Raw genomic sequence first — 12,983 nt, forward strand, 5'->3', positions numbered from 1 at the left:
ATCGTTTCTGTTCCACGTGGTGTTTAGAGTGGCCGCGTGTCAGAAAAGTTGCATCCGAACGCCGCCCGCGTGGCCGAGGCCCTCCGCTCGCACGGCGCGGAGGGCGAGATCGTGGTCCTCCCGGAGTCCGCGCCGACCGCCGCGACGGCCGCCGCCCAGCTCGGCTGCGAGGTCGGGGCGATCGCGAACAGCCTGATCTTCGACGCGGACGGCGCTCCGCTCCTCGTGCTGACCAGCGGCGCCCATCGCGTGAACACCGATCTGATCGCCGGTCTCGTCGGCGCCGCGAAGGTACGGCGGGCCACGCCGGAGTTCGTCCGGGAGCACACCGGGCAGCCGATCGGCGGGGTGGCCCCGGTGGGGCACCCGGCCCCGGTGCGGACGCTGGTGGACACCTGGCTGGCCAAGCACGAGGTCGTGTGGGCCGCGGCTGGACATCCGCACACCGTCTTCCCCACGACCTTCGACGAACTGCTCGCGATGACGTCCGGCACCCCGGCCGAGGTGGAGTGAGCCGGCGTGGAGCGAGCCGGAGCCGGGTCCCGCCGGGCCGAGTGAGGCATCCGGCGCCCGGGAAGGCTTTGCTAGTCTGCGGAAAGTGATCCAACTGCGGCGGGTCGGGCCTGACCAGTTCAAAGCGGCACTCGACACAGTGCTCGCCATCTACACGGTCGCCATGCGGCCGCCCTCGGATCAGCTCGCCGGTCGCATGGCCATAATGCGGAACCACGCGACATATCCGCATTTCGTCTGCATGCTCGCCGAGGCCTCGGAGCAGGAGAACCAGATCGTCGGGTTCGCCTACGGCTTCCACGGCGCCCCGGGGCAGTGGTGGCACGACGTGGTCCGCGGCGCCCTGCAGGACCGGGCCGGGCCCCGGGCCTCCGAGGAATGGTTCGGCGACGCCCTGGAGATCGCCGAGATCCACGTCCACCCGGATCACCAGGGCAAGGGCATCGGCCGCCGGATGATCCACGCCATCTGCGAGGGCCGCCCGGAGCGCGTCGCCGTGCTGTCCACGCACGACGCGCCGACGGCGGCCCGCCACCTCTACCGCGACATCGGCTTCGTCGACCTGATGACGGAGTTCGTCTTCCCCGGCGGCTACGAGAACTACGTCATCGCGGGGACGAAGCTGCCCCTGCCGTGATCATGCTGGGTATCCCGGGAAGCTTGGGGACGTGCGGTTTCCCGAATCGTGATCACGCACGGATTCCGCCACACGCGGTCTGATCAGCGCCGACACTCTTCGTGATCATGCAGTGTCCATCCGGCGGTCGCGCCCTCATCGTGCATGATCACGCCGCACGAAGCGCCAGGCAGGACGGTACGTGCGGGAACATGTGCATGATCACGCGAAGGGGGGCTTGGAAGGGTCCACACCTGCTGCCCTTCCATGACCGGGGCGCTAGGAGACCGCGGCGGCGGGGGTGAGCGCCTGGAACACCTCACGCGTCGCGCTCGACCGGTTGAAGGTGATGAAGTGGATGCCCGGCGCCCCCTCGTCGAGGAGCGTCTGGCACATCTCCGCGGCGTGCTCGATGCCGAGCCTCCGTACCGCCGCCGGGTCGTCGGCGACCGCCTCGAACCTGGCGGCCACTTCCGGCGGGAACGGCGCGCCCGACAGCTGCTCGGACCGGGCGATCGTGCTCATCTGGGTGACCGGCATGACACCGGGGATGATCGGCGTGTCGCAACCCCTGGCCGCCACCCGGTCGCGCAGCCGCAGATAGTCCTCCGCCCGGAAGAACATCTGGGTGATCGCGTAGTCCGCGCCCGCCCGGCACTTGCGCACGAAGAACTCGGTGTCCGACTCGATCGTCTCCGACCGCGGATGCTTGTACGGGAAGGCCGCCACGCCCACGCAGAAGTCGCCGACCTGCCGGATCAGCCGGACCAGGTCCTCCGCGTACGCCACGCCCTCCGGGTGCCTGACCCACTCGTCCAGCGGATCGCCGCCCCGCGGGTCGCCGCGGACGGCGAGGATGTTGCGCACGCCCGCGTCGGCGAAGCGGCCGACGAGGTGGCGCAGCTCGCGGATCGAGTGGTCGACCGCCGTGAAGTGGGCGACCGGGGTGAGGGTGGTCTCGTGGGCCAGCCGCTCGACGATGCCGACCGTGCGGTCCCGCGTGGAGCCCCCGGCGCCGTAGGTGACCGACACGAACGTCGGCCGGAGCGCCTCCAGCTCGCGGATCGCCCGCCAGAGCTGGCGCTCGCCCTCGTCGGTCTTCGGGGGGAAGAACTCGAACGAGAAGGACCGCTCGCCCGCGGCCAGCAACTCGCGGACCGTCGGGACACGGCCGGGAAGTCGTGAGGGCAGACCGAGAGCCATGGCCCAAGGTTACAGGCCCCGGCGTCTCCGGCGCAGACCACGATCGGCATGTGGACGTCACGGGTGACTACCAGGGACTCGCGAACGGGGTATCTGCTGATGGGACACTGGATCAACGCCCGTTACCCTCGAAGCATGACCGCTTCCGCCGCCCCGCTCGACCTCATCCGCCCGGGGGTGGACCGTTCGCTCCGGGAGTTCGTCGACCGGCAGCGCCCCTTCTTCACCGACCCGCACCTGGCCTCCCTGCTGTCGGCGGCCGAGGACTTCCTGGCGGGCGGCAAACGGCTCCGCCCGGCCTTCTGCTACTGGGGCTGGCGCGCGGCGGGCGGGGGTGACGAGCCCGCGATGCACGCCGCCGCCGCGTCGCTGGAGCTCCTCCAGGCGAGCGCGCTGATCCACGACGACGTGATGGACGCGAGCGACGTGCGCCGGGGGATGCCGTCGGCGCACCGGCGGTTCGAGCGGATGCACGCGGAGGCGGGCTGGCACGGCTCGGCCGAGCAGTTCGGCGAGGGAGCCGCCGTGCTGCTGGGCAACCTGCTGCTGGTGTGGTCCGGCCAGATGTGGCGGACCAGCGGACTGCCGCCCGAGGCGCTCGCCACCGCCCAGCCGGTGCACGACCACATGCTGACCGAGCTCATGTGCGGGCAGTATCTCGACCTGCTGGAGCAGGCCCAGGGGCAGAGCACGTTCGACAGCGCCCTTCGCGTCGCCCTGTTCAAGAGCGGGAAGTATTCGGTGGAGCAGCCGCTCCGGCTCGGGCTCGTGCTGGCGGCGGGGGCCCAGCGCCCCTGGATCGACAAGCTGTGCGTGCAGTACGGCCAGCAGGTCGGCATCGCCTTCCAGCTCCGCGACGACATCCTGGGCGTCTTCGGCGACCCCGCCGAGACCGGCAAGCCGGCCGGGGACGACCTGCGTGAGGGCAAGCGGACCATCCTCATCGCCCGGACTCTCGCCGAGGCGTCGCCCGCGCAGGCGGAGACCGTGCGGAGCCTGCTCGGCGATCCGCGGCTCGACGCCGAGGGGGTCGAACGGCTCCGCGCCGCGATCGAGGACTCCGGAGCCAGGGCGGCGTGCGAGGGGATGATCAAGCGTTACCTCGACGACGCGCTGCGCGCGCTGGAGCAGGCCCCCATCGACGAGACGGCCCGTACGGCTCTCGCGTCGCTGGCGGTCGCCGCCACCTCCCGGCGAACCTGAGCCGGGTCGAACACGCGGTCACAGGCGCCCGGGCACACACGCCCGTCACGGACGCCGGGGCCGGAACCGGGCGGATCCGGTCGAAGCCCGGTCAGAGGGGCGTCGCGTCCAGCTTGGCCCGCAGCTCGGCGGCCGCCGCTCCGGGATCGGCGGCCTCCGTGATCGCCCGGACGACCACGACCCGGCGCACGCCGTAGGACATGACCTCATCCAGCGTGCCGAGGTCGATGCCGCCGATGCCGAACCACGGCCGTGCCGTACGGAGATCGGAGGCGTGCTTGATCAGCGCGGGACCGGGCGCGGGACGCCCCGGCTTGGTGGGCGTCGGCCAGATCGGCCCGCAGCAGAAGTAGTCGACGCCGGGCTCGGCGGCCGCCGCCGACGCCTCGGCCGCGGAGTGCGTGGACCTGCCGATCAGCACGTCCGGCCCGAGGATCTCCCGGGCGACCGGCACGGGCAGGTCGTCCTGCCCCAGGTGGAGGATGTCCGGGCGCGCGGCGTAGGCCACGTCCGCCCGGTCGTTCACCGCCAGGAGCGCTCCGTGCCTCTCGCAGGCCGCGCGGAAGACGTCGAGCAGTGCCAGCTCCTCGCGCGCCTCCAGGCCCTTCTCCCTCAGCTGGACGACGTCCACGCCGCCGGCGAGGACCGCGTCGAGGAAGTCCTCGAGATCGCCGCGGTCCCGCCTGGCGTCGGTGCAGAGGTAGAGCCTGGCCTGCGCGAGTCGCTCTCGCCGGGTGTCGGTCACCCGACCACAATGCCACGGGTCAGGTGGTCAGAATCCCAGCGCCTGGGCCCTGCGCTTGACCTCGGTGTGGCGTCCGGCGACGATCGCGTCGATCGGCGAGCCGGGCAGCGAGTCGTCCGGCGTGAACAGCCACCGGATGGACTCGACCTCGCCGTACCCGGCGTCGGCGAGCACGGTCAGGGTCCCGGGAAGCCCCTTGAGCACGTCTCCTCCGGCGATGAAGACCTTCGGGATGTGCGGCTCCCCGCCGCCCCTGCGGGCGCCGACGAGCTTCTTGTCCTTGAGCAGCTGCTTGGCCCGGCCGATGCTGAGCCCGAGGTTCTTGGCGGCGTCCGAGAGGGGGAGCCACTCCCCTACGAGTTCGTCGGTCTCCCGGTCGATCTGCGCAACAGTAAGCGTCACGGATCCACCATTACCACAGGGAAGCTGCCAGGAAACACCTCGATTAGGCCATAATGCAGTCGCGGAGCGTGACCATGGGGTCGGCGAGGCGCGCGGGGTCCAGCCGCCGGCCGCTCTCCACGGCGCGGCGGCCCTGCACCAGGTCGCGGGGCCGGTCCACGGTGAGGATGGCCGCGAGCCGGTCGTCGGCCGTGAGCCAGCAGGCCGCCCACTTGGCGTCCGCGCCGGGGTCGCCGCGGAGCAGCAGCCGAGCCGCGGCGCCCTGATGCCCGGCGAACTGGACCATCCGGCCGAACTGCTCGGACCAGAAGTAAGGGACGGGGTCGTAGACCGCCTCCTCGCCCAGGAGCGTGACGGCGGCGGTGTCGGGGGCGCCCAGGGCGGTGTCCCAGTGCTCGACCCGCAGCCGCCGGCCGTACCTGCGGGACCACCAGTTCGCGCAGTCGCCGACGGCCACCACATTGGGCAGCGACGTCCGCAGGTGCTCGTCGGCCAGCACGCCGTTGTCGAGGGCGACGGCGGAGCCCTTCAGCCACTCGACCGCGGGCCGCACGCCGATGCCCGTGACGACCGCGTCGGCCTCGATCCGGTCACCGGACATGAGGGTGAGCCCGTCGGGGTCGACGCTGCCGACCACCGCGCCGAGCCGCAGCTCCACGCCCGCCTCGCCGTACCAGAGGCTCGTGTGGCGGCCGACCTCGCCGCCGAGCGCGGAGAAGAGCGGCGTCTCGCCCGCCTCGACCACGGTGACCGCGCAGCCCGCCTTGGCCGCGGCCGTGGCGACCTCCGCGCCGATCCAGCCCGCGCCGACGACGGCGACGCGGGCCCCGGGGACGAGGATCGAGCGCAGCGCGAGCGCGTCGTCGATGGTCCGCAGGACGTGCTGGTGGCCCTCGCCGCGCAGACGGATGGGGGCGGCTCCCGTGGCGATGACGAGGCCGTCGTACTCCAGCTCGCCCTCGGTGGTCTCCAGCACGCCGTCGCGCAGGCCCTTGGCCGCGGTCCCGAGGCACAGCCGGACGTCGAGGGCGTCCAGGTCGGAGTCGACCACAGTGGAGTCGGTCTCGCCGAGCAGCACCGCCTTGGAAAGCGGTGGCCGATCATAGGGGCGATGGGGTTCCTCGCCGATGAGCGTGATCCGGCCCGCGAACCCGTGGGCCCGCAGCGCCTCGATACTCCGCACGCCGGCCAGGCCGGCACCCACCACCACAACGTGATCCACGCCCTGACCATAGATTGTCAACCCGGGCACGCGCCAATGGAGATTCGATAACGACTTGGGTAAGTAGTACGCACAGCGCGAGATGCCCGTGTTGTGCGTTACGCCCACCGATCAGCACTAGGCTGTGAACGTAAGACGCGCGGGAGCCCGGCGGGCCGGGCTGAGAGGAGAGCGTACGGCTCTCGACCGCAAACGACCTGATCCGGGTAATGCCGGCGAAGGGAGCGCTGTGCTCGATCCACGGCGAGTCCGTGCGGAGACCGGCCGCGAGACCGGCCACGGCACCGGTTATGGCTCCGGTTACGACGTCGTCGTCGTGGGCGGCGGCGTCGTCGGCCTGTCCGTCGCCTGGCGTACGGCCCGGCGGGGCCTTTCGGTGGCCGTCGTCGATCCCGCCCCAGGAGGCGGGGCCACCCACGTGTCGGCGGGGATGCTCGCGCCCGTCAGCGAGGTGACCTACACGGAGGAGCCGCTGCTCCGCCTGGGCCTCGCGTCCCTGGCCGGATGGCCCTCGTTCCGCGCCGAGCTGGAGGACGAGAGCGGCGCCGCCCTCGACTACCGCACCGACGGCACCCTCGACATCGCCTACGGCGCGGACGACATGGCCTACCTCGACGAGCTGGCGGCCTTCGAGAAGACCCTGGGCCTGCGGGTGGAACGGCTGACGGGGCGCGAGTGCCGGGCGTTCGAGCCCATGCTCTCGCCGTCGGTCCGGGGCGGCCTGCTCGCCCGCGACGACGCCTGGGTGAACCCGCGCCGGGTGCTGCGCGCCCTGCTCACCTCCTTCGAGAAGGCGGGCGGCACGCTCCTTCCCGGCCGCGTGACCGCGCTGGACGCCGACAGCGACGGCGACGCCGACGGCGACCGTCCCGGCGGTGTACGGCTGGCCTCCGGCGAGGTCGTCCGCGCCACGAGCGTGGTCGTCGCGGCCGGGTCGTGGTCACCGTCACTCCTGCCGGGGCTGCCCGTACGGCCCATCAAGGGGCAGATCCTCCGGCTGCGCGGCCCCGAGGGGTTCCTCACCCGCTGCGTGCGGGGGCTGGTGCACGGCTCCCCCGCCTATCTGGTCCCGCGGGGCGACGGCGAGATCACCGTCGGCGCGACCGTGGAGGAGCTGGGGTTCGACGGCAGGGTCACCGCGGGCGGCGTCTACGAGCTGCTGCGCGACGCCCGCGAGCTGGTCCCGGGCATCACCGAGCTGGCGCTCACGGAGACGGCGGTGGGGTTCCGCCCGGGGACGCCCGACAACCTGCCGCTCATCGGCCCAGCCGGTTCGCCGGGAGTGTTCGCCGCCACCGGGCACCACCGGGCGGGCGTCCTGCTCGCCCCCATCACCGCGGAGGCCGTCGTGGCCTTCCTGACCGGCGGCGAGGTGCCGGACGTCGTGAAGTCCTGCGATCCAGGGAGATTCAGCCGTTGAAAGTGCCGATGAAAGTGACGATCAGATGAAAGTGACGATCAACGGCGGTGACGTCGAGCTGCCCGACGGGGCGACGGTCGGCGAGGCCGTACGCCGCCTGACGCCCCTGACGTCCGGTGTCGCGGTGGCGGTCAACGGCGAGGTCGTGAGCCGGGGCGGATGGGAGACGACCGCGCTGTCGGAGAGCGACCTGGTCGAGGTGCTCACCGCGGTCCAGGGAGGCTGACGATGGACGAGGTTCTCAACGACGCGCTGACGGAAGACGTGTTCCTCCTGGGCGGGGAGAAGTTCGCCTCCCGGCTGATCATGGGCACCGGCGGCGCGCCCTCGCTGGAGGTGCTCGACCAGGCGCTGGAGGCGTCGGGCACCGAGCTGACCACGGTGGCGATGCGCAGGCTCGATCCGGCGTCCCGCGGGTCGGTGCTCGACGTGCTGCGGCGCCGCGGCATCAGGGTCCTGCCCAACACGGCCGGCTGCTTCACCGCCGGGGAGGCCGTGCTGACCGCCCGCCTGGCCAGGGAGGCCCTGGAGACCAACTGGGTGAAGCTGGAGGTCATCGCCGACGAGCGGACCCTGCTGCCCGACCCCATCGAGACCTTCGACGCCGCCGAACGGCTGGTGGCCGACGGGTTCGTCGTACTCCCCTACATCGGCGACGACCCGGCCCTGGCCCGCAGGCTGGAGCAGGCCGGCTGCGCGGCGGTGATGCCGCTGGGCGCGCCGATCGGGTCGGGGCTCGGCATCCGCAACCCGCACAACATCGAGCTGATCGTGGAGTCCGCGGGCGTCCCGGTGATCCTCGACGCGGGCATCGGCACGGCCAGCGACGCGGCGCTGGCGATGGAGCTGGGCTGTGACGCCGTGCTGCTCGCTAGCGCGGTGACCCGGGCGCGGCGACCGGGCCTGATGGCCGCCGCCATGCGATCCGCAGTCACCGCCGGACGGCAGGCGCGGCTGGCCGGGCGGATCCCGAGGAAACGCTACGCTGAGGCGTCCTCGCCGCGTCGTTTATAGCGGTTTTGGGAATGGTCGCCGGTTTCCGGACGTGGAAATGGGCGGCCGAATAGGTCTCGGTTTGGGGTTCGCAAGCCATGCGAGCGGCAAATCACCCGTAAACTCGGGCGGGTGGACACGACGCTTACCGACCCGCTCGTAGGGCAGCTGCTCGACGGGCGTTACCGCGTCGAGTCCCGGATCGCCCGGGGCGGCATGGCCTCCGTCTATCTGGCTCTGGACGTCCGGCTCGACCGCACGGTCGCCGTCAAGGTGATGCACCGCTCGCTCGCCGAGGACCCCCAGTTCGTGCGGAGGTTCATCGGCGAGGCCAAGTCGGTCGCCAGCCTGTCGCACCCGAACATCGTGCAGGTCTTCGACCAGGGCACCGACGGAGCCCACGTCTACCTCTCGATGGAGTACGTCCCGGGCAAGACGCTGCGTGACGTCCTCCGCCTGCGGGGGCGGCTGCCCGCGCGCGAGGCCCTGGAGATCATGATCCCGGTGCTCGCCGCCCTCGGCGCGGCCCACCAGGCGGGCCTGGTCCACCGGGACGTCAAGCCGGAGAACGTGCTGCTCGCCGACGACGGCCGGGTGAAGGTCGTCGACTTCGGCCTGGCCCGCGCGGTCGAGGCCACCAACCAGACCAAGACCGGCATCATGATCGGCACGATCGGCTACATGTCGCCCGAGCAGGTGACCTCCGGCCAGGCGGACGCCCGCAGCGACGTCTACGCCGCCGGGATCATGCTGTTCGAGCTGCTCACCGGGCGGCAGCCGTACGACGGCGAGACGCCGATGTCGGTCGCCTACCGGCACGTGCACGACAGCGTCCCGGCCCCCTCGTCGATCGTCCCCGAGACGCCGCCCGCGCTGGACGCGCTGGTCGCCGCGGCCACGGACCGGGACCCCGCGAAGCGCCCGGATGACGCGACCGCCATGCTGGTCGCCGCCGTCGAGACGCACCGCTCGCTCCCCCGGACCGGCCAGCCCACCGGTCCGCACACCGCTTCTCACACCGCTTCGCACACCGGTCAGTACGCCACCCGCCCGCCGACGGCCGCCGCGGCCGGCACGGCCCCGCCGTACGGCACGGGCCAGTACATGTCGGCCGGGCACGGGATGCCCGGCCAGCACACGCAGGGGCCGATCAGCCACACGATGATCCAGCCGAAGTCCGAACTGCCGCCCACGCCCGCCGCGAACGGCCTGCTGGGGCGGGTGCGCGGGTGGCGGCCCAACTGGTTCATCGTCGGCCTGGCCCTCGTGATGGTCGCCGGGATCGCGTTCAGCGGCTGGTGGTTCTCCCAGGGCCGCTACACGCAGGTGCCCGACATGCTCGGCCAGAACATCACCGTGGCCAGGCAGCAGGCGGAGAAGGCGGGCTTCGAGGTCAAGATCGGCAAGGCCCGCTTCGACGACCGCCTCGACAAGGACAGGGTCCTGGACACCGAGCCGGGACCCGGCGCGGAGGTCGCCAAGGGGTCGCTGCTCACGCTGATCCCGTCGGCCGGGCCGGAGACGATCCCGGTGCCGAAGGTCGAGGGCCTCAGCGAGGCCGACGCCCGGACGAAGATCGCCGAGGCGGGTCTCAGCGTCGGGCGGGTCAGCAAGACCGCGAGCGACACCGTGGCGCGCGGCCTGGTCGTCCGCACGGTCCCGGTGGTCGGCAAGCGGGTCAGGAAGAACTCCAGCGTCAACCTGGTGCTGAGCGCGGGCCTGCTCATGCCGGACGTCACGCAGATGATGCGCGACCAGGCCGAGCAGTTCCTCCGGGACAAGGGCTTCAACGTCCAGATCTACGAGACGGCCGACGACACCCCGCCTGGCACGGTGATCGCACAGGACCCGTCCGGCGGCTCGGAGGTCGTGGCCGGGGCGGTCGTCCACCTGACCATCTCCAAGGGCCCGGACGACGGCTGGCACTGGCCGTGGGAGAACGACGACTCGGTCGCCACGCCTGACTTCGTCAACGTGCCGGACGTCCGGTTCAAGGATCTGCGCGACGCCAGCGCGGAGCTGCGGGCGGCCGGGTTCAAGGTCAAGATCCGTGACCTCGTCGGCACCGGCCGCGTCATCGGCGAGAAGCCGCTGGGCCAGCAGCCGATGGGAACCAAAATCACCATCTGGCACTGACCCCCCCTCACCCCCGGCGTGATCATGCACGGAGTCCCGGGGGCACGCCATGACCTGCCCCTCCACCCGGCGTGATCATGCACAGGTTCCCCGCGAGCCGCGGTGACCTGCGAAGTCACTTCACGTGATCATGCAGCTCGCCGGCCACCCGCGCCTGGCGCGTACGGCCCCGGCTCGCTCGGCCAGCCCCGCTCACTCGGCCAGCCGGCCGAGTAGGCGCAGCCTCGCCAGGCCGCCATCCGGGTAGATGTCGAGCCGCGCGTGGGTGATCCGGCGGTCGCTGTCGAGGCGGAAGCGGTGCCGCGTGTCCGGCTGCAGCCGGGTCTTCGGCAGCAGGGGGAACCACGCCGCGTCGTCGTCGAGCGCCGCCTTCTCCGCGTCGATCCCCTTCAGCGAGGCCCAGCCGGGAGCGTTGAAGACCAGGTTCGCGGTGTCCAGCTCGGCCACGGCCACCGTGCCCGCCCCGGCGAGAGCGACCACCAGCCAGTCGTTGCCTCCGTCCCTGCGCCTGGCGGTCTCCCACCCCTCGGCCTGGTTCCGGGCGAGCCCGGGGGCGATGACGTTGTTCGGCGAGGAGTAGAACTCGTCGGAGCAGGCCGTGACGAGGGCCCCGTTCTCCAGGGCGGCCAGGTCCACGGTGAGGTCCCTCAGGAACTCGGGATCGGGCACCACCTCGCCGTGCACCCGCAGCCGGGCCACGCCTCCGTCGGGGAAGACGTTCAGCCGCACATGCGTGAAGCGGCGCGGGTCGTCGACGGTGAACTCATGGGCCGTGTCGCCGCTCAGCGGGCTCTTCGGCACGATCTCGACCCAGCCGTCCAGCTCGCCCGGCGCCGGGTGGCCGTCCGCCGCGCACGCCTCGACCGACGCGTGCGGCGGGTAGTTGCCCTTGAACCAGGCTGTGTCGATCACGATGCCCTTGATCACGCCCGGGAGGCCGAGCCGTACGACCGCCCAGTCGTGGCCGGGCTCGCGCCGCCGCCGCGTCTCCCAGCCGTCGTAGACCTGGCCCTTCGCGCCGAACGTGTGCGCCCGGAACGCGGGCGGCCCGGGCCTGATGAGCGCCTCCCGCTCGGCGAACGACTCGTCGTTGGCGGCGACGACCGCCCCGCCGTACGTGCGGAGCGCCAGATCGGGCAACCGGGTGAAGTCCGTCATCTCTGTCCGTCCTTTGAGCTGAGGAACCGCCCTCGCGGGGTGGTGAAGTCGATCGGCGTGCCGCGCAGCCACGTCGTCCGCACGACGCCGGTGAGCGTCCTGCCGTGATAGGGGGAGACGGGGTTCCTGTGGCGCAGCTCGGCCACGTCCACGGTGAACTCGGCGGCCGGGTCGAAGGCCACGAGGTCGGCGTCCGCCCCCACGCTGATCGCCCCCTTGTACGGCAGGCCGACCAGCCCGGCGGGGCCCTCGGCCATCCAGCGGACCACGTCGGCCAGGCCGTACCCCCGGGAGAGGGCGGCGGTCCACATGACCGGCAGGCCGAGCTGGAGCGAGGAGATGCCGCCCCAGGCCTGGGCGAAGTCGGGCACCTTGAGGTCGGGCGTCGACGGTGAGTGGTCCGAGACGACGCCCATGAGCACGCCGTCGGCCAGCGCCTGCCAGAGGGCGTCGCGGTTGGCGGCCTCCCTGATCGGGGGGCAGCACTTGTACGCGGGCCCGCTGACCTCCTCGGCGGCCAGCGTGAGGTAGTGCGGGCAGGTCTCGGCGCTGATCCGGACGCCGTCGCGCTGTGCCCGGCGCAGCGGCTCGACGCAGGCGGCGGCCGAGACGTGCACGATGTGGGCGCGGGCGCCGGTCCGGGCCGCCAGCTCGATGACCTGCTCGACGGCCCTGCGCTCCGCGTCCTGCGTGCGAGATCGCAGGAATTCCGGATATGTCGGGCCGAGCGGTTCGGTGAGGGAGCCAGGGTCCTCCGCGTGCGCGATGAGCAGCCCGCCGAACGACGCCACCTCGGCCAGGGCGTCGCGGAGCCCGGCGGGGTCGAGCGCGGGGAACTCGTCCACGCCCGACGGGGACAGGAAGCACTTGACGCCGAAGACCCCGGCCTCGTGCAGCGGCCCGAGGTCCGCCAGGTTGCCGGGAACGGCGCCGCCCCAGAAGCCGACGTCGACGTGGCACTGGCCCTCGGCGGCCTTGCGCTTGATCTCCAGGGCCGGCACGTTCACCGTGGGCGGCAGCGAGTTGAGGGGCATGTCGACGATCGACGTCACCCCTCCGGCGGCCGCCGCGCTGGTGGCCGACGCGAAGCCCTCCCAGTGCGTCCGGCCCGGCTCGTTGACGTGAACGTGGGTGTCCACCAGGCCCGGCAGGAGCGCGAGGTCGCCGAGATCGACCGTCTCCCGAGCCGCCGACGGCTCGTCGTAGGGGCGGAGCTCAGCGATCTTGCCGTCTCGTACGGCTACCGCGAGCGGCCGCTCGCCATCGGGCGTCACCACGCGGCGGGAGCGGATCACCAGGTCGTACGGCTGTGGCGCATGATCACGCATGGCTGCTCCGCGGGTGGGACGGGGTGGGCGGGGAGGTGTGCATG

Annotated in this window: 13 protein-coding genes and 1 riboswitch; of the genes, 7 read left to right on the plus strand and 6 right to left on the minus strand. The window is 72.2% G+C overall.

Annotated elements, in window-relative coordinates; all coding sequences use genetic code 11:
- The first annotated feature begins 36 nt into the window (after nucleotides 1-36).
- Nucleotides 37-513: a YbaK/EbsC family protein gene (locus ABH927_RS06260; protein WP_370018880.1), complete on the plus strand. Its 477-nt coding sequence runs from the start codon at nucleotides 37-39 to the stop codon at nucleotides 511-513.
- Between the two features lie 85 nt (nucleotides 514-598).
- The gene (locus tag ABH927_RS06265) at nucleotides 599-1,150 is read left to right on the plus strand and encodes a GNAT family N-acetyltransferase (RefSeq protein WP_370018882.1); all 552 of its coding nucleotides are present in this window, start codon (nucleotides 599-601) and stop codon (nucleotides 1,148-1,150) included.
- A gap of 258 nt (nucleotides 1,151-1,408) precedes the next feature.
- On the opposite strand, the gene metF is transcribed toward ABH927_RS06265, so the two are convergent.
- Nucleotides 1,409-2,332 (minus strand): methylenetetrahydrofolate reductase [NAD(P)H], encoded by a 924-nt coding sequence (gene metF / locus ABH927_RS06270; protein ID WP_370018884.1) that lies wholly within the window; start codon nucleotides 2,330-2,332, stop codon nucleotides 1,409-1,411.
- A 135-nt stretch (nucleotides 2,333-2,467) separates the two neighbouring features.
- Between metF and ABH927_RS06275 the strand changes: the two genes are divergently transcribed.
- A complete protein-coding gene (locus tag ABH927_RS06275) occupies nucleotides 2,468-3,535 on the plus strand; it encodes a polyprenyl synthetase family protein (protein ID WP_370018886.1) in 1,068 nt (355 codons plus the stop codon).
- A gap of 91 nt (nucleotides 3,536-3,626) precedes the next feature.
- On the opposite strand, the gene thiE is transcribed toward ABH927_RS06275, so the two are convergent.
- From thiE to ABH927_RS06290, 3 genes are read right to left on the minus strand one after another with little or no spacing between them, the layout of a single operon-like run.
- Nucleotides 3,627-4,280 carry a thiamine phosphate synthase gene (thiE, locus tag ABH927_RS06280; RefSeq protein ID WP_370018887.1) on the minus strand — a complete coding sequence of 218 codons (654 nt, stop codon included), beginning with the start codon at nucleotides 4,278-4,280 and terminating at the stop codon, nucleotides 3,627-3,629.
- A gap of 27 nt (nucleotides 4,281-4,307) precedes the next feature.
- Nucleotides 4,308-4,682, minus strand: a complete 375-nt coding sequence (locus tag ABH927_RS06285; protein WP_370018889.1) for an Rv2175c family DNA-binding protein — start codon at nucleotides 4,680-4,682, stop codon at nucleotides 4,308-4,310.
- 43 nt (nucleotides 4,683-4,725) lie between these two features.
- Nucleotides 4,726-5,904, minus strand: coding sequence for an NAD(P)/FAD-dependent oxidoreductase (locus ABH927_RS06290; protein WP_370018891.1), 1,179 nt, complete (start codon nucleotides 5,902-5,904; stop codon nucleotides 4,726-4,728).
- Nucleotides 5,905-6,033: 129 nt separating this feature from the next.
- Nucleotides 6,034-6,145: riboswitch (TPP riboswitch) on the plus strand.
- On the opposite strand from ABH927_RS06290, the gene thiO reads away from it, so the two are divergent.
- The 4 genes from thiO to pknB all read left to right on the plus strand — a co-directional run bounded on the left by thiO (nucleotide 6,134) and on the right by pknB (nucleotide 10,453).
- Nucleotides 6,134-7,324 carry a glycine oxidase ThiO gene (gene thiO / locus ABH927_RS06295; RefSeq protein ID WP_370018893.1) on the plus strand — a complete coding sequence of 397 codons (1,191 nt, stop codon included), beginning with the start codon at nucleotides 6,134-6,136 and terminating at the stop codon, nucleotides 7,322-7,324. (Overlaps the previous riboswitch by 12 nt.)
- A gap of 25 nt (nucleotides 7,325-7,349) precedes the next feature.
- Nucleotides 7,350-7,550, plus strand: coding sequence for a sulfur carrier protein ThiS (gene thiS, locus ABH927_RS06300; protein WP_370018895.1), 201 nt, complete (start codon nucleotides 7,350-7,352; stop codon nucleotides 7,548-7,550).
- Nucleotides 7,551-7,552: 2 nt separating this feature from the next.
- Nucleotides 7,553-8,338: a thiazole synthase gene (locus tag ABH927_RS06305; protein WP_370018897.1), complete on the plus strand. Its 786-nt coding sequence runs from the start codon at nucleotides 7,553-7,555 to the stop codon at nucleotides 8,336-8,338.
- Nucleotides 8,339-8,449: 111 nt separating this feature from the next.
- The gene (pknB, locus tag ABH927_RS06310; RefSeq protein ID WP_370018899.1) at nucleotides 8,450-10,453 is read left to right on the plus strand and encodes a Stk1 family PASTA domain-containing Ser/Thr kinase; all 2,004 of its coding nucleotides are present in this window, start codon (nucleotides 8,450-8,452) and stop codon (nucleotides 10,451-10,453) included.
- 192 nt (nucleotides 10,454-10,645) lie between these two features.
- Here pknB and alc read toward each other — a convergent pair whose 3' ends face one another.
- The gene (gene alc, locus ABH927_RS06315; RefSeq protein WP_370018901.1) at nucleotides 10,646-11,611 is read right to left on the minus strand and encodes an allantoicase; all 966 of its coding nucleotides are present in this window, start codon (nucleotides 11,609-11,611) and stop codon (nucleotides 10,646-10,648) included.
- Nucleotides 11,608-12,939, minus strand: coding sequence for an allantoinase AllB (allB, locus tag ABH927_RS06320; RefSeq protein ID WP_370018903.1), 1,332 nt, complete (start codon nucleotides 12,937-12,939; stop codon nucleotides 11,608-11,610). Before allB ends, alc begins: the two co-directional genes overlap by 4 nt.
- Nucleotides 12,940-12,983: the final 44 nt, after the last annotated feature.

It is taken from the genome of Planotetraspora sp. GP83 (genome assembly GCF_041262585.1).
Classification (GTDB): Bacteria; Actinomycetota; Actinomycetes; order Streptosporangiales; family Streptosporangiaceae; genus JAOEGB01.

Coding starts and splice junctions, on each gene's coding strand:
- metF (WP_370018884.1), bottom strand. CDS start 2,332: ATGGCTCTCGGTCTGCCCTCACGACTTCCCGGCCGTGTCCCGACGGTC.
- ABH927_RS06275 (WP_370018886.1), top strand. CDS start 2,468: ATGACCGCTTCCGCCGCCCCGCTCGACCTCATCCGCCCGGGGGTGGAC.
- thiS (WP_370018895.1), top strand. CDS start 7,350: ATGAAAGTGACGATCAACGGCGGTGACGTCGAGCTGCCCGACGGGGCG.
- ABH927_RS06305 (WP_370018897.1), top strand. CDS start 7,553: ATGGACGAGGTTCTCAACGACGCGCTGACGGAAGACGTGTTCCTCCTG.
- alc (WP_370018901.1), bottom strand. CDS start 11,611: ATGACGGACTTCACCCGGTTGCCCGATCTGGCGCTCCGCACGTACGGC.
- allB (WP_370018903.1), bottom strand. CDS start 12,939: ATGCGTGATCATGCGCCACAGCCGTACGACCTGGTGATCCGCTCCCGC.